This window comes from Mesorhizobium sp. M9A.F.Ca.ET.002.03.1.2, assembly GCF_003952365.1.
In the GTDB taxonomy this organism is placed as follows: domain Bacteria; phylum Pseudomonadota; class Alphaproteobacteria; order Rhizobiales; family Rhizobiaceae; genus Mesorhizobium.
In genome coordinates this window covers 3,519,155-3,534,706 of sequence record NZ_CP034443.1, presented here as the reverse complement: position 1 = coordinate 3,534,706, position 15,552 = coordinate 3,519,155, and the positions used below count along the sequence as shown (strand labels likewise).

The 15,552-nt window shown below is 61.8% G+C and carries 13 protein-coding genes; 3 read left to right on the top strand and 10 right to left on the bottom strand.

Features of this window, described 5'->3' with window-relative positions:
* Nucleotide 1 precedes the first annotated feature (1 nt).
* From EJ066_RS16980 to EJ066_RS16950, 7 genes are all read right to left on the bottom strand, one after another.
* A complete protein-coding gene (locus EJ066_RS16980) occupies nt 2-778 on the bottom strand; it encodes an aldolase/citrate lyase family protein (protein ID WP_126039889.1) in 777 nt (258 codons plus the stop codon).
* 49 nt (nt 779-827) lie between these two features.
* A complete protein-coding gene (locus EJ066_RS16975) occupies nt 828-1,133 on the bottom strand; it encodes a putative quinol monooxygenase (RefSeq protein ID WP_126039887.1) in 306 nt (101 codons plus the stop codon).
* A complete protein-coding gene (gene nanR, locus EJ066_RS16970) occupies nt 1,133-1,840 on the bottom strand; it encodes a transcriptional regulator NanR (protein WP_126039885.1) in 708 nt (235 codons plus the stop codon). The genes EJ066_RS16975 and nanR overlap by 1 nt, the downstream gene beginning before the upstream one ends.
* A gap of 210 nt (nt 1,841-2,050) precedes the next feature.
* Nucleotides 2,051-3,670, bottom strand: a complete 1,620-nt coding sequence (locus EJ066_RS16965) for an ABC transporter ATP-binding protein (protein ID WP_126039883.1) — start codon at nt 3,668-3,670, stop codon at nt 2,051-2,053.
* A gap of 1 nt (nt 3,671) precedes the next feature.
* Nucleotides 3,672-4,793, bottom strand: a complete 1,122-nt coding sequence (locus EJ066_RS16960; protein WP_126039881.1) for an ABC transporter permease subunit — start codon at nt 4,791-4,793, stop codon at nt 3,672-3,674.
* Nucleotides 4,786-5,709, bottom strand: a complete 924-nt coding sequence (locus EJ066_RS16955) for an ABC transporter permease subunit (protein ID WP_126039879.1) — start codon at nt 5,707-5,709, stop codon at nt 4,786-4,788. Before EJ066_RS16955 ends, EJ066_RS16960 begins: the two co-directional genes overlap by 8 nt.
* A 166-nt stretch (nt 5,710-5,875) precedes the next feature.
* Nucleotides 5,876-7,468 (bottom strand): peptide ABC transporter substrate-binding protein, encoded by a 1,593-nt coding sequence (locus EJ066_RS16950; RefSeq protein ID WP_126039877.1) that lies wholly within the window; start codon nt 7,466-7,468, stop codon nt 5,876-5,878.
* Between the two features lie 369 nt (nt 7,469-7,837).
* Here EJ066_RS16950 and EJ066_RS16945 point away from each other — a divergent pair, with 369 nt between their 5' ends.
* Genes EJ066_RS16945 through EJ066_RS32080 form a run of 3 tightly spaced genes read left to right on the top strand, consistent with a single transcriptional unit; the run spans nt 7,838 to nt 10,098 of the window.
* The gene (locus EJ066_RS16945; protein WP_126039875.1) at nt 7,838-8,317 is read left to right on the top strand and encodes a TadE/TadG family type IV pilus assembly protein; all 480 of its coding nucleotides are present in this window, start codon (nt 7,838-7,840) and stop codon (nt 8,315-8,317) included.
* Complete coding sequence (locus EJ066_RS16940) at nt 8,318-9,745, top strand: pilus assembly protein TadG-related protein (protein WP_245454914.1); 1,428 nt, start codon at nt 8,318-8,320, stop codon at nt 9,743-9,745.
* Nucleotides 9,742-10,098, top strand: a complete 357-nt coding sequence (locus EJ066_RS32080; protein WP_245454913.1) for a hypothetical protein — start codon at nt 9,742-9,744, stop codon at nt 10,096-10,098. The genes EJ066_RS16940 and EJ066_RS32080 overlap by 4 nt, the downstream gene beginning before the upstream one ends.
* A gap of 16 nt (nt 10,099-10,114) precedes the next feature.
* On the opposite strand, the gene EJ066_RS16935 is transcribed toward EJ066_RS32080, so the two are convergent.
* The 3 genes from EJ066_RS16935 to EJ066_RS16925 form a co-directional block, all read right to left on the bottom strand.
* Entirely contained in the window at nt 10,115-11,740 is a 1,626-nt protein-coding gene (locus tag EJ066_RS16935) for an alpha-glucosidase family protein (RefSeq protein ID WP_126039873.1), read from the bottom strand.
* Between the two features lie 42 nt (nt 11,741-11,782).
* Nucleotides 11,783-13,750, bottom strand: a complete 1,968-nt coding sequence (gene glgX / locus EJ066_RS16930) for a glycogen debranching protein GlgX (protein WP_126039870.1) — start codon at nt 13,748-13,750, stop codon at nt 11,783-11,785.
* Between the two features lie 172 nt (nt 13,751-13,922).
* Nucleotides 13,923-15,551 (bottom strand): alpha-D-glucose phosphate-specific phosphoglucomutase, encoded by a 1,629-nt coding sequence (locus EJ066_RS16925; protein ID WP_126039868.1) that lies wholly within the window; start codon nt 15,549-15,551, stop codon nt 13,923-13,925.
* Between the last annotated feature and the right edge of the window lies 1 nt (nt 15,552).

Below are 15,552 nucleotides of genomic sequence, written 5' to 3'. Positions count from 1 at the left end.
CTCACTCGCACACGGCCCGGATCTTGGAGACCGCGTCGGCCATCGCATCGTGCAGGACCCAGACATCACCCGAATAGCAAATGAAATCGAAGCCTTGCGCATAGAAGTCGTGCCCCTGCTGCACGTTGGGCACCAGGCGTCCGAGCGATTTGTTGTGCTTCTTGGCGGCGGCAACGATCTTGTCCATCGCGTCGGTAAAGGTGGGATGGGCGAAATCGCCGGGAACGCCGAGCGAGACCGACAAATCGAAATGTCCGACCCACAGACAATCGACCCCGTCCAATCCCGCAATGCCATCGATGTTCTTGACGCCGTCGGCGGTTTCGATCAGGCAGATGAATGCCGAGCGCTGGTTGGCCGCTTCGAATTTGTCTGCAACCGAACCCGGACGGTAGCGGTCATGCGCGATCTGCAACGCCACGCCGCGAGCGCCAGCAGGATGGTATTTCATGGAATTGATGATGTGCCGCGCCTGTTCGACGGTGCTCACCATCGGCGCGATCAGGCCTTCGGCGCCCATATCCATGGCGCGGGCGAGGAAATGGTAGTCCTGCGACGGCACACGCACCATCACCGGCAGGTCGGCCGCCTCGAAATAGCGGATCGCGCTCTTCACCGTCTCCAGGCTGAAGCCCGAATGCTCCATATCGAAGAAGACGAAGTCGCAGCCGGCGGACTTCAGAATATGCCCGATTCCCGGCGTCGCGAACTCGGCGACGAGCGTGCCGAGCTTGACCCGCCGGTGAGCGGCTAACGCCTTGAGACCTGGTTGCGACATGCACTTCCTCCCCTTTCGCCCAAACCGGCGCTAACCGGCTATGCATTCTTCAAGGTGTCGCCTCGAGAACGAGATCGCAGATCGTCACCAATTTGGTGTCGACGAGCGGCGCGCTTAGCGTGTTGAACTCGTCGAAATGAATCGTGCGGCAGTGTTCGTCGAAGGCGGCCTCACTGTCGTAAATTTCGTAGAGCACGATCCGGTCCGGTTCGCCGCGCGCCTCCGTCACGTCGAAGCGGCGGCAGCCGGCCTCGCTGCGCACCGACGCGATCGCATTGGCGTCGACCAGCTTTCGGAAGCTGTCCCGGGCGCCCGGCTTGAGGCGGAAATCGACCCAGACGACGAAGCTCGTCATCACTTGGGCCTCGCGATTTCCAGATAGCGCCTCGATACATATTCCAGATGCCTGCGCATCGCCGCTTCGGCCCCGTCCGGATCGCGCGCCGCGATCGCCTCGAAGATTTCGCGATGGGCCTCGTAGGCCTTGCGGTCTTCACCTTCGGCCAAAGTCGTCCGCCGCTGTTCGAGCAGCCATTCGGCTAATGCCGCGTGGATGGCTGTGAAGATTCGATTGCGGGTGATCACCGCCAGCACGTAGTGGAAGTCCACGTCCGTACGCTCGAAGCGCGTGAGGTCGCCGATCGACTGCCGGTTTATTTCGAGCGCCTCCTTGAAGCTTTCAATGTCCTCTGGCGTGGCATTCACAGCGGCGTTGCGGGCAAGCCCGACCTCGAAAAACAGACGCGCGCTCTGGAAGTCGTGAACCCCGCCTGGGGCCGAAATCATGTGCCGTGCCGGCCCCGAGAGGGCGTCGATCACGAATTGGGGCGTGGGGCGGGTGACGCGGGCACGCTCGCCGGATCGCACCTCGACAAGGCCCATCTTGCTCAGATGCAGCAGCGCCTCCCGGATTGAGGGGCGTCCGACCCCGAACTGCCGCATGAGTTCCCGTTCCGACGGGAGTCTGTCGGCTTCGGCCAACTCTCCGGTGCGGATCAGCCGCTCGAGGTGTTCTACGACCTCGTCGGAAAGCTTCCGCTGTTTGATCTGAACCCCAATCACGTGGCATACCTTTTATACCAGGTGAGCACGCTATTGCCGTAATGCCTCTATGTCAAACAGAACTCATGTCGACAAACCCTTCGGCCGACAGGTCTGGTCCAGGAACCAATCCGCCGAAAGGCCTAACAGAAAGCCCGCGCCCCCCGGGGAGGACGCGGGCTGTTTGGCTCCCGAAACGACCATCATCCGCTGCGGACCTGAGCGGCGGCGCTATGCGCTCAAGCGAAACCGTGTGACGTCGATGGCCGCATTCATCAGCGTCTGCGTGTAGGTGGCTTGCGGATTGCTGAAGATCGCCTCGGTCGGTCCTTCCTCGACGATCTTGCCCTGCTTCATGACGATGATGTAATCGGCCATGGCGCGCACGACGGCGAGATCGTGGCTGATGAACAGGTAGGACAGTTCGTGGTCGGCCTGCAGCTTGCGCAGCAATTCGACGATCTGCTTCTGGACGGAACGGTCGAGCGCCGACGTCGGCTCATCGAGGACAACCACCTTGGGCTTGAGGATCATCGCACGCGCGATGGCGATGCGCTGGCGCTGGCCGCCGGAGAATTCGTGCGGGTAGCGATTGCGCGTATTCGGATCGAGCCCGACTTCGCGCAAGGCCTCGACCGCGCGCAGATCGCGTTGCCTGCCCGACAGGGACGGCTCATGCACCAGAAGCCCTTCGGTGATGACCTGGCCGACGGTCATGCGCGGCGACAGCGAACCGAACGGGTCCTGGAAGACGAGCTGCAATTCGCGCCGCAGCGGCCGCATGGCCTGACGGTCGGCGGCGGAAATATCGCGATCGCCAAAGCGGATGACGCCATCGCTCGGCAGGAGCCGCAGCAACGCCCGGCCAAGCGTTGATTTTCCCGAACCGGATTCGCCGACGATGCCGATAGTCTGATTTCGTTTCAGCCGGATCGAAATGTGATCGACAGCGCGCAGCATCAGCGGCTCTCCGGCAAGAAACCCGCCACCGATCTTGAAAGTCACTTCGACATTCCGGCCTTCGAGCAGGACGGGCGCGTTTGGCGGCGGCGGCGCCTTGCTTCCGGTCGGCTCGGCGGCCAACAGCATCTTGGTATAGGCATGCTGAGGGTTGACGAAGATCGCTTCTGCCTCGCCCTCCTCGACGACCTCGCCGTAGCGCATGACATAGACGCGGTCGGCAAAGCGCCGGACAATGCCGAGATCATGGGTGATGAAGACGATCGCCATGCCGAGCTTGCGCTGCAGTTCGGCGAGCAGCGTGAGGATCTGCGCCTGGATCGTCACGTCGAGCGCCGTCGTCGGCTCGTCCGCGATCAGAATGTCGGGATCGTTGGCCAGCGCCATGGCGATCATCACCCGCTGGCGCTGACCACCCGACATCTCATGCGGGTAGGATTTCATCCGCCGCTCGGGATCGGGAATATGGACCAGCTGCAAGAGCTTGAGCGCCTCTTCGCGTGCTTGTGCCGCGCTAAGCCCGCGATGTCGGCGGATCGGTTCGATCAGCTGGTTGCCGATCGAATAAAGCGGATCGAGCGAGGTCATCGGCTCCTGGAAGATCATGCTGATTTTACGGCCGCGGACCTTGTTCAACTCGGACTTGCTCAGGGTCAAAAGGTTGCGGCCGCGATAGTCGACGACGCCTGTCGCCTCGCCGTTCGAGGCCAGCAGGCTCATCGCCGCCATCATCGTCTGGCTCTTGCCGGAGCCGGATTCGCCGACCACGGCGACGGTCTCGCCTGCATTAACGTGGATGTTGATGCCCTTGACGGCTTCGACCGCGCCATCGAGCGTGCGGAAGCGGACCCGAAGGTCCTTGACGCTGAGGATCGTTTCGGAAGCGACCATCTCAGCGATCCCTGGGGTCGAGTGCGTCGCGCAGGCCATCGCCGACGAAATTCAGCGCAAACAGCGTCGAGACGAGAAAGAAGGCCGGGAACAGGAGCAGCCAGTTGGCCGAGCCGATGTTGTGGGCGCCGGTCGAGATCAGCACGCCCCAGCTGGTCATCGGTTCCTGGACGCCGAGGCCGAGGAACGACAGGAAACTCTCCAGGATGATGACCTGCGGCACCAGCAGCGTCATGTAGATCACCACCGGGCCGAGCAGGTTGGGGATGACGTGGCGGATCAGGATGCCGCGCTGGCCAACGCCCATCGCCTCCGCTGCCTGGACATATTCCTGGCGCCGGATCGACAGCGCCTGTCCGCGCACGATGCGTGCCATATCGAGCCACAGCACCGCGCCGACCGCCAGGAACATCAGCACGAAGTTCCGGCCGAAGAACACCACCAGCATGATGACGAAGAAGATGAACGGCAGCGAATAGAGTACGTCGACGATGCGCATCATCACCTCGTCGACCTTGCCGCCGACAAAGCCGGCTGTAGCGCCGTAGAGCACGCCGATGACGCCGGCGACGACCCCAGCGAGCAGGCCGATGGCCAGCGAAATGCGCCCGGCCATCAGCGTCCGCGACAGCAGATCTCGGCCGGTATTGTCGGTGCCGAACAGGAAATATTGCTGCCTGATCGAAGCGCTCATCACCGCTTCGAGGCCGTCAGGCGATTTGCTCTCGATCTTGGTGTCGTCGAAGGCATCGGAACGGTCGAGATAGCGGACGTTGCGGTCATCGATCGGTTTGGACGATGTGACGGTGACGAAGATGCGATTGCCTTCCTGGCGCCACTCCTTGATGTCGACACGCATACGCTTGATCGCCTCTTTGAGCGCGGTTTCGATCATGTCGGCCTTCGGATAAGACGAGAAGCTCGGCGGCGTGCGCACATAGTCGGCGTAGATGGTGGTGTATCGATGCGGCACCAAAGAGGGCCCGAACACGCTAATGACGGCAATGAAGGCAAGATAATACAGGCTGAACATGGCGGCGCGATTGGCCTTGAGGCGCGCCCAGGCATCGCCCCATAGGGAGCGGCCGACGACGGCCGGTGCGGTGGCTGCAATGTCAGTCATAGCGCACCCTCGGATCGACGAAGGCATACATGACGTCGACGATCAGGTTGAAGACGATGGTGAACAGCGCGATGACCACCACGGTGCCCATGACCAGCGTGTAATCACGGTTGAGCGCGGCATCGACGAAATAGCGACCAACGCCGGGAACAGCGAAGATCGTCTCGACGATGATCGAGCCGGTGAGCAGCGCGGCTGCCGCCGGACCGGTAAAGGAGACGATCGGCAGGATGGCGCCGCGCAGCGCATGCTTGACGACCACCGACCAGTCCGACAGGCCGAGCGCGCGGGCGGTGCGGATGTGGTGCGAGCGCAGCGATTCGATCATCGAGCCGCGCATCAGGCGCGCGACGATGGCGATCTGCGGCAGGGCAAGCGTCAGCACCGGGCCGACCTTGTTGAGCACGGCGCCATCACCCCAGCCGCCGATCGGCAGCAGCTTCCAGGTCAGACCGAACAAAAGCTGGATCACCGGCGCGATGACGAAGGTCGGGATGGTGCTGCCGGCGGCGGCCAGCGCAATGACCGAGTAGTCGGCAAGCTTGTTCTGATTGAGCGCGGCAATGGTGCCGAGTATGCCGCCGAGCAGCAGTGCCAGGATCAGCGCCGAGGCGCCGATCTGGATTGAAACGGGCAGGCCCCTTGCAAACAATTCGGTGACGGTAAAATCCGGCAGGTTATAGCTCGGACCGAAATTGCCGCGCAGCAGATTGCCGAGATAGTGGACATATTGCAGCCAGAGCGGGTCGTTGAGGCCGAACTGCGCTTCGAGATTGGCCCTGATCTCGGGGCTCAGGCCCCGCTCCTGATTGAACGGGCCGCCAGGCGCGACGCGTATCAGGAAGAACGCCACGGTCACGATGACGAACAGCGTCGGGATGGCGGTCAGGAGCCGCCGGAATACGTAACGCAGCATCGGTTCCCCGCTTGATCCAGAGCAGCGCGCGTCCAGCTGGACGATTGCGCTCTAGCCTTCAAATCCTCGCACCGACATTGCCGAAAATCGATTCCGGTTCCCAGGCCGATGCGATGGCAAACCAGCGCCGCCACGCATTGGGTTGCGCGGCGGCCCAGCTAAGGGATCAGTCCTTGCTGATGAAGCGGGACGGATGGATGTCCATCACATTGTCGTCGAAGCCATGCAGCTTCGAGGAAACGATATCCTTGTAGCTATAGTAGAGAAGCGGGATGTTGCCGACATCGTCGACGAGGATACGCTCGGCCTCAGCGAGTTCCTTCATGCGCTCTTCGGGCTTGCCGCCGGCGGCCGCCGCCTTGTCCATGGCTTCCTCGAATTTCGGGCTGCTGTAGTCCGAATAGTTGTTGCCACTGGCCTTGCGGGAGATGCCGAGGAAGGTTTCGGGATCCTTGTAGTCCGCAATCCAGCCGGCACGTGCCACGTCATAATCGCCCTTCTGCTCAAGGAAGGAGTAGTGGGTCTTGGTGTCGGTGTTGAGCAGTGTGATTTCGACGCCGAGCGGCTTCAACTGCTCCTGGATGGCGACCGCCGTGTTCTTGTGGTTTTCCGAAGTGTTGTAGCGGATTTCCATCTTGAGCGGCTTCTCGGGCGTGTAGCCAAGCTTCTCAAGCACCTTCTTGGCTTCGTCTTCGCGGTCGATCTGCGACATGTCCGCGTACTTGGCCAGTGCCGGCGTATAGCCCTCAATGCCCGGAGGCACCATCGAATAGCCAGGCAGCATCGAGTTCTGCCAGACCTTTTCGGCAAGGAAGTCGCGATCGATTGCCATGGAGATGGCGTTGCGCAATTCGACGTTGTCCCACGGCGCCTTGTCGGTCTTGATCGCAAAATAGTAGGTGCCAAGGTATGGCCCGACACGGATCTGGTCGCCGAATTTGGTCTTGAGATCGGCGAGCTGTTCTGTCGGCAGGTCACCGTAACTGTCGAATTCGCCGGCCTCGAAGCGCTTCATCGCCGACGAGCGATCCTCGGTCGGGATGTAGTTGACCACGTCGAATTTGACGCTCGCGGCGTCCCAGAATTTCGGATTCTTGACCAGCTTCAGATGGTCGTTGGGAATCCACTCCGCCGCTGTAAAGGCCCCGTTGGAGACCAGCTTGCCTGCCTTGACCCAGTCGGCGCCAAGCTTTTCGATAGATGCCTTGCTGACCGGATAGGTCGCCTGATGGGTCAGCATCTCCAAGAAGTAAGGCGTTGGCGCCTTGAGCGTGACTTCGAGGGTATTTGCGTCAATCGCCTTGACGCCCATATCCTCCGGCTTGCCCTTCTTGGTGTTGACTTCCTCGGCGTTCTTCACGGGATAGAGCATGGAAGCGTATTCGGCAGCGGTGGCCGGATCTTCCAGCCGTTGGAACGAATAGACAAAGTCGTCCGCCGTCACCGGGCTGCCATCCGACCAGAGGCCGTCCTTGCGCAGCTTGAAGGTGTAGACGGTGCCGTCGTCGGACACTGTCCAGCTTTCGGCGGCGCCCGGAATGAGGTTCGTCTTCTGGTCATGCATGACGAGGCCCTGGAACAGGTCGCGTATGATATCGGCTTCGTAGACCGTCGAGGTCTTGTGCGGATCGAGCGTCTCCGCTTCGGCGGCGGATCCGCGGTTATAGACGGTCTCGGCGAAAGCCGGCGTGTAGAACGTGCCGGCGGCCAAGGCCATGGTTGTGGCGAATACCGTCGCCTTCAGCATATTTTTCAGCATGGAGTTCTCCCTGTCGAGGCGGCCTTTCAGCTACGCCTCTTGAGTGTTGACGCCGCGAAACCGATTGGATGGTTCCTTTGAGCGCGCCGCCGGTTCCCTTTCCGGCAGCTGGTGGCCAGACAGTAACGTGGTGATTTTTTATTTCAACAGACTCTAGGGGTCACCCAAAGTAAGGCACGCCGACAGCGGCTTTGCAGTCGGCAGAAAAGCAGTCGAACCATCGGCTTGGCTCCGTTTCCGACTTCAAGCTTTCGTTTCCGGCAAGAAACTTGTCGTCGATTCCACTTTGCGGAAATGTTTTAATGCGCCTTTAAGCAACCATGGGTTACATCTTTCGCGGACTTCGGTATGTTCCGATGGGCGAATGGCATGCACAGCATACAAACTAAGACAACCTCTATAAAGTGGCGTAAAATTCGCCAGTTAAGACTCAAATTATGCCAGTTTAGAGAGCAGTCCGGAACTTCCGCAATCGAATTCGCGCTGCTTTCGCCCATTTTCATCTTGCTTTTGCTCGGCATGGTTGCGTACGGTATCTATTTTGGTGCAAGCAATTCCGTGCAGCAAATCGCGGCTGACGCCGCACGCACGGCAATCGCCGGGCTAAACGAAGCCGAGCGCCAGGCGCTGGTGACCAGTTTTGTCAACAACAATGCCGGCGGATATCCCTTCGTTGATTCCGGCAAGCTGACCTATCAGGCCAAGGACAGCACGGCCGACGGAAAACAGTTCGTGGTGTCCGTCCAATACGATGCCCGCAATCTGCCGATCTGGAACCTGTTTCCGGCGCTGTCCATGCCAGGAACCACGATCTCACGCAGATCGACAATACGGGTCGGAGGCATCTGAATGCCGAACACTCTGCTGGAAAGGATCGGCCGGGTCGCCCACTCGATGCTTGGCGACCTGAAGGCGAACTTCACCGTCATGACAGCGCTGAGCGCACCGTTCGCGCTGGCGCTGGCTGCCGTCGCCATCGATGAAGGTTCGATCTATTTGGAGCGCCGGGAGGCGCAGGCGATGACCGATCTGGCGGCAATCTCCGCCGCCTCGAACATCAACAACATAGAGGCCGCGGTGGTGACCACACTCGGCGACAACGGAATGCCGGGTATCGTCGTTCAGAAGGCAGGACAGACGATCGTTCCTACTCTCGGAAAGACCATAGTGTCGGTCACCGCCGGCCGATATTCACCGGAGTCGTCGCTCGGCGTCGACAAGCGTTTCGAAGCCGGTAAGACGCCCTACAACGCCGTCCATGTCACGCTGCATAAGGTTCCCGCCCGCTATTTCGCGAGTTCACTCATCCCTACGCCGGTTATCGGCACCCAAGCCATCGCCAGCATGACGGCGCAGGCGAGGTTTTCGGTCGGGTCCAGGCTTCTCAGCGTCAATGGCGGTATCCTCAACGCGCTTCTCAGCGGGCTCCTTGGTGGCAATATCTCGCTCAGCGTCATGGACTACAATGCGCTGATCTCGACCGATATCAACGCGCTTTCGTTCGTCGACGCTCTTGCCGTCCAGCTGCAACTGACAGGCGTCAGCTATTCGGAGGTGCTGGCGTCGAAAGCGACGGTGGGCCAGATCGCCACGGCCATGGCTAACGTCTCGCCAGTTGGCAGCACCAGCAAGCTCGCTTTGCAGACAATCGCGTCCAGAGCCACCAGCACGGTGAAGATCCCGCTCAATCATCTTGTCGATCTTGGATCAGTCGGCCAACTGGGTCTCGGGCAAGAGTCGACCGGCCTTGTGATCGACGCCAACGCCATGGGCATGCTGACCACCGCCGCCGCGCTGGCGAACGGCTCGAGGCAGGTCGACATCAATCTCGGCGCCACCGTTCCAGGGCTAACCTCCACCACGCTGTCCATCGCCATCGGCGAACCTGCACAAGTTTCGCCTTGGCTGACAGTCGGCGATGGCACGGTGGTGCGCACCGCGCAGACGCGGATCAAGCTGGTGGCATCCGTCGGCATCGGCAATTCGAATCTCGGTGGCGGCATCAGCCTCCTGTCCGTCAAACTGCCGCTGCATGTCGAAGTGGCTCATGCCGAGGCCAAGCTGACCGACATCAGCTGCCCGACGGGGCACCCCGACAGTTTGAAGGTTTCCATTGCCGCACGTCCGGGCATAGCCTCGCTGCACCTTGGCGCCAGCGACGCCGACAACAGCCCCACCGCCTTCGCCGACTTCAGCAACCCGCAGTCGTTCCAAGCTGCCGAGATCGCAGGCGTCAGCCTCAAGCTCCTTCTGATTAACCTCCCCTGCTGCAAGTGAACGGTTCGGCAGCGGTCGCGATCACCAACAACGACCCGACGACGCTAACCTTCAACAGCACCGAAATCGCCAACAAGACGATAAAGACGGCTTCCACGAAAAATCTGACGCAATCCCTCACCACGTCGCTGGTCAACAACTTGTCGCTTTCGGTCGGGGCGCTGGGTCTCGGGCTTGATGTAACCGCCCTGCTTGGGACGGTGAAGCCGGCAGTTGTGACGTTGCTGAACGGTGTGACTGCACCTGTCGACGCATTGGTTTATAACGTGCTGGCGGCACTGGGCGTGCGCGTCGGCGAGGCCGATGTCCGGATCATGGGCGCGACTTGCGGACGCTCCGCGCTCGTTCAATGAGGATCCAGTAGAGAGATCAGCCGGCTCGCCCGAGAAAGCAGCTTAGCTGCGGCAGTGACAGAGCGTCGTCCTGCAAGGCGGCACCGGCGCCAAGATCGATCGTCTCTGCGACACCGATATCCTGCGGCAACGGCCAGATGGCCGGCTCATCGGCGAAATTGAAGACGCAGAGCAGCTTTTCACCGCCGCCATCGCGCATGAAGGCAAGCACATCGCCCTCGGCATCGAGAAAGTGGATCGAGCCCCCCACCAGTGCCGGATGCCGCTTGCGCAAAGCGAGCATCGCCCGGTAGCTGGCTAGAACCGACTTTTCCTCGCCGTTCTGGACATTGACCGCACGAGCGCGATGGCTCGCCGGGACCGGAAGCCACGGCTTGCCGGTTGAAAACCCGGCATTGTCAGCGCCAGCTTCCCAGACCATTGGCGTACGGCACCCATCCCTGCCCTTGAACCCGGGCCAGAAGCGGATGCCATAGGGATCGCGCAGGTCCTCGAAGGCCAATTCCGCCTCCTCCAGACCAAGCTCCTCGCCCTGATAGAGGCAGATCGATCCGCGCAGGCACGACAGCAGCGCGATCGAGAATTTCGCCATCCTCTCCGGATCACCGCTGGGCCTTGCCCAGCGCGTCACGTGGCGAACAACGTCGTGGTTGGAAAACGCCCAGCAGACCCAGCCGTCGGAGACCGCACTCTCGAAGGCTTCGACGCAGCCGCGCACGTGTCCTGCCGAGAACTGCGGACCGAGCAGGTCGAAAGTGTAGCACATGTCGAGCTTGTCGCCGCCGGCGGTGTAGGCGGCGAGCGTCTGCAACGAACGGGTTTCGTCGCCGACCTCACCGACAGCGGCACGGCCCTCATATTCGTCGAGCAGCGCCCTAAACTGCCTGAGGAAGGCGAGGTTTTCTGGCTGCGTCTTGTCGAACAGATGCTCCTGGTAGAGGTAGGGATTGGTTTCGGTGTTGGTGCCGGCGACGCTTGTCGCCAGCGGCGGGTTGCTGCGCAGCCAGCGGTCATGGACATAGTAGTTGACCGTATCCAGCCGGAACCCGTCGACGCCGCGCTCCAGCCAGAACCGCACCGTTTCCAGCAACGCGTCCTGAACGTCCGGATTGTGAAAGTTCAGGTCCGGCTGCGAGGCGAGGAAATTGTGCATGTAGTATTGCCTGCGGGTCGCATCCCACTCCCAGGCGGGGCCGCCGAAGACCGACAACCAGTTGTTGGGCGCGGTGCCGTCCGGGCTCGGATCGGCCCAGACATACCAGTCCGCCTTAGGGTTGTCGCGGGTCGCGCGGCTTTCGACGAACCATTCGTGCCGGTCGGACGAATGCGACAGGACCTGGTCGATGATGATTTTCAGGCCGAGACGGTGCGCCTCGGCGACCACCGCGTCGAAATCCTCTGATGTGCCGAACATCGGATCGACGGCTGTGTAGTCGGAAACGTCGTAGCCCATGTCGGCCATCGGCGACTTGAAGAAGGGCGACAGCCAGACGGCGTCGACGCCAAGTGAAGCGACATGAGCCAGCCTCGAGGCAATGCCGCGCAGATCGCCGCCACCGTCTCCCGTCGTGTCCTGGAAGGAGCGCGGGTAGATCTGATAGATAACGCAGCCGCGCCACCACTCGGCTTTCGCATCAGCCATTTCGGTTTTCCTCTGAGCGAGCCTGCCCGGCCTTGCGTTCGATCATGAGAATAACCGTTCGCCCGGGGATTGGACGCGAAATTCCTGCGGCGCCGGTCGCTGTTTCGACGGCCGGGCTCCAGAAAATCCCTGACGCTCCGGCAGCGTGAACATGCATTTGCGGCGGTCGCCGTTGATGACGGCGGCAAGACGGCAAGCTTCATCGCCGGCGGCGCCGAGCACCATGACAAGGCGGTGCCGCTCCGGGTCGTGCCAGTGTGTTTCGTCGAGCGGCGCACCCGTTTCGGTCAGCCATGCAACGTCCGAAATTTCCGATCCGGCGGGCGGCTGTCCAGTCAGGAAACGCGTGTCGGAAAGCGCCGGCACGAAACGACGCATCGCCGCGAGCAAAGCGGTGCATTGTTCCAGCGCCTGATCGCGCCCGGCCCAGTCGAGCCAGGTGATCTCGTTGTCCTGCGCATAGGCGTTGTTGTTGCCCTTCTGGGTGCGGCCGAATTCGTCGCCCGCGGTCAGCATGATCGTGCCACGCGAGGCAAACAGCGTCGCCAGCAGCGCGCACCGGTCATCGAGGCGAGCCTTGGCGATGGCCGCATCGCCGGTCTCGCCCTCGACGCCATTGTTCCACGACAGGTTTTCGTTGTGACCGTCTCTGTTCCACTCGCCATTGGCCTCGTTGTGCCTGTGCTCGTAGGCAACGATATCGGCCAGCGTCATGCCGTCATGGGCGGCGATAAAATTGATGCTGCGGCTTGTCTGCTGGCCGGCCTTGGCAAACACATCGGACGAACCGGCAAGCCGGGTCGCCAGCGCGCCGACCATGCCACGGTCGCCGCGCCAGAAGCGTCTGACGTCGTCGCGATATTTGTCGTTCCATTCGAGGAAGGGCGGCGGAAAATTGCCGAGCTGATAGCCGTTCGGGCCGATATCCCAAGGCTCGGCGATCAGCACCCGGTCGCCAACGACCGGATCGTCCCGAATAGCCTTGAGCAGCGGCGCATCAGCGTCGAAAGCGCCCTCGACCCGGCCTAAAATGGGCGCCAGATCGAAGCGGAAACCGTCGACGCCGGCATGGCGGACAAAATGACGAAGCGTGTCGAGGACCATTTCCTGGACGACCGGATGGTCGCAAGCAACCGTATTACCGGTGCCGGTGTCATTGGCCAGCCTGCCGTCCGGCTCGTGCCGGTAGTAGGCGCGGTTGTCGAGGCCGCGCAGCGACAGCGTTGGTCCAAGCCTGTCGCTTTCGCCGGTGTGGTTGAAGACAAGATCGAGGATGACGCCGATGCCGGCCTCGCGCAGCGTGGCGATCGTCTGCCGTAATTCCGCCAGACCGCCGGGCGCGAGACGCGGATCGAGAGCCATGAAAGTCACGGGGTTGTAGCCCCAGGCATTACGGAGCCCGAGCGGCGGCAGATGCCGTTCATCGATCGATGCCGTCACCGGCATCAATTCAACCGCGCCGACCCCAATTTTTTTCAGGTGCTCGACGATGGCCGGATGGGCAAGGGCTGCAATCATCCCGCGCTGGCGCTTCGGGATGTCCGGATGCAGCATGGTGAAGGCGCGCACCGGCACTTCGTAGATCAGGCCGCCAAGCTTGAACAGCGGCGGCACGACAGGTACCGGTTTCGGCAAGTCTGCGGCAATCGCCTTCGGCAGAAGCGGGGCGGTGTCGGTCCCCTCGCCCCGACGAGCGGCGAGCCGGTCGTCATAGGCATAGGGCCTGTCGATCTCGACGGCATAGGGATCGACCAACAGCTTGTCAGGATCGAACCAGAGCCCTTGCTCGGGTGCATAGTCGCCATCGCCGCGAAACCCGTATCGGGTGCCGGCGGCGAGGCCATCAACGAAAAGTGCGTGAACGCCCTCGCCTTCCGGCTGGAGTTCGAGCCGGTCGATCTCCCTGTTACCCTGCTCATCGAAGATCGAGACCCAGAGCCGGCTGGCAGCAGACGACCATGCGGCAAAACGGATGCCATCGCGGGTGACGGTGGCGCCGAGCGAGGTCAAGCGCGCTCCCCCTTCTCCCCTTGTGGGAGAAGGTGTCGCCGAAGGCGACGGATGAGGGGTGCTCCAGCTTGGCAACGAGGGCGTTCCGTCCAACACCGCTCATCCGTCTCGGCGCTGCGCGCCGATCCACCTTCGCCCACAAGGGGAGAAGGAAAGGCGCGTGGCGCCAAGCTCACGTGATGACGCTCGGCTTGGCGCGGCCGGTATGGCTGCGAATCCCGGCAATATCATCGGCGGCGGCGATGAGATCGGCGAGCGCCTCCTGCGTGTCGAGATCATGCCTGGACTTGTCCGGCTCGTAGCGCTCGATATAGACGCGCAGCGTCGCGCCTGAGGTGCCGGTGCCGGAGAGCCGGAACACGACGCGCGATCCACCCTCGAACAGCACCCTGATGCCCTGGTTCTTGGCTGTCGAACCGTCGACCGGATCGTGGTAGGCGAAATCGTCGGCGCCGACGATTTTCATGCCGCGCACGCTGGTGCCGGGCAACGAAGCGAGCTTGGCGCGCAATTCGTCGACCAGCGCGCTGGCGCGGTCGGTCTCGACCTCCTCGTAATCGTGGCGCGAGTAGTAATTGCGGCCATAGGTGGCCCAGTGCTCGGTGACGATCTCTCTGGCGCTTTCGCCGCGCACTGCAAGGATGTTGAGCCACAAAAGCACAGCCCACAGCCCGTCCTTTTCGCGGACATGATTGGAGCCGGTTCCGGCACTTTCCTCGCCGCAGATCGTCGCCATGCCGGCATCGAGAAGATTGCCGAAGAACTTCCAGCCGGTCGGCGTTTCATAGATGCCGATGCCGAGCTTGTCGGCGACGCGGTCTGCCGCACCGCTGGTCGGCATCGAGCGGGCGATGCCTTTCAGGCCGGCCTTGTAGCCAGGCGCCAGATGGGCGTTGGCGGCGAGCATGGCCACCGAATCCGACGGGGTGACGAAAATGCCCTTGCCGATGATCAAATTGCGATCGCCGTCGCCGTCGGAAGCGGCGCCGAAATCCGGCGCATCCGGTCCCATCATCTCGTCATAGAGGTGCTTTGCGTGGACCAGGTTGGGATCGGGGTGGTGGCCGCCGAAATCCGGCAATGGCTTGAAGTTGCGGCAGGTGCCATTGGGAGCGCCAAGCCGCCGTTCAAGAATCTCCTTGGCATAGGGGCCAGTCACCGCATGCATGGCGTCGAAGCGCATGCGGAAACCATATTTGAAATTGGCGCGGATAGCGTCGAAATCGAACAGGCTTTCCATCAGTTCGGCATAGTCGGCGACCGGATCGATCACCTCGACCGTCATACCGCCCGCCTCGACCGTGCCGATTGTGTCGATGTCGACGGTCCCGATATCGGCGATCTTGAAACTGGAGATCACCTTGGTCTTTTCGAAGATCGCGTCGGTCAGCTTTTCCGGCGCCGGGCCGCCATTGCCGGCATTGTATTTGATGCCGAAATCCTCGTGCGGGCCGCCGGGATTGTGACTGGCCGACAGGATGATACCGCCGAAGGTCTTGTATTTGCGGATGACGTTGGAGGCTGCCGGCGTCGACAGGATGCCGCCCTGCCCGACCATCACCTTGCCGAAGCTGTTTGCCGCCGCCATGGCGATGGCCTTCTGGATGACCTCGCGGTTGTAGAAGCGGCCATCGCCGCCGATCACCAGGGTCTTGCCCTCGAACCCGTCCAGCGCATCGAAGATCGACTGGATGAAGTTCTCGGCATAGTGCTCCTGCTGGAACACCGGCACCTTCTTGCGCAGTCCGGAAGTGCCGGGCTTCTGGTCCAGATAGGGTTTGGTGGCGACGGTTCGTATCATG

What these genes read in the sequence shown, in the direction of transcription:
- EJ066_RS16980 (WP_126039889.1), bottom strand. Translation starts at nt 778, where the DNA reads ATGTCGCAACCAGGTCTCAAGGCGTTAGCCGCTCACCGGCGGGTCAAG.
- EJ066_RS16975 (WP_126039887.1), bottom strand. Translation starts at nt 1,133, where the DNA reads ATGACGAGCTTCGTCGTCTGGGTCGATTTCCGCCTCAAGCCGGGCGCC.
- EJ066_RS16965 (WP_126039883.1), bottom strand. Translation starts at nt 3,670, where the DNA reads ATGGTCGCTTCCGAAACGATCCTCAGCGTCAAGGACCTTCGGGTCCGC.
- EJ066_RS16960 (WP_126039881.1), bottom strand. Translation starts at nt 4,793, where the DNA reads ATGACTGACATTGCAGCCACCGCACCGGCCGTCGTCGGCCGCTCCCTA.
- EJ066_RS16955 (WP_126039879.1), bottom strand. Translation starts at nt 5,709, where the DNA reads ATGCTGCGTTACGTATTCCGGCGGCTCCTGACCGCCATCCCGACGCTG.
- EJ066_RS16950 (WP_126039877.1), bottom strand. Translation starts at nt 7,468, where the DNA reads ATGCTGAAAAATATGCTGAAGGCGACGGTATTCGCCACAACCATGGCC.
- EJ066_RS16945 (WP_126039875.1), top strand. Translation starts at nt 7,838, where the DNA reads ATGCACAGCATACAAACTAAGACAACCTCTATAAAGTGGCGTAAAATT.
- EJ066_RS16940 (WP_245454914.1), top strand. Translation starts at nt 8,318, where the DNA reads ATGCCGAACACTCTGCTGGAAAGGATCGGCCGGGTCGCCCACTCGATG.
- EJ066_RS16935 (WP_126039873.1), bottom strand. Translation starts at nt 11,740, where the DNA reads ATGGCTGATGCGAAAGCCGAGTGGTGGCGCGGCTGCGTTATCTATCAG.
- EJ066_RS16925 (WP_126039868.1), bottom strand. Translation starts at nt 15,551, where the DNA reads ATGATACGAACCGTCGCCACCAAACCCTATCTGGACCAGAAGCCCGGC.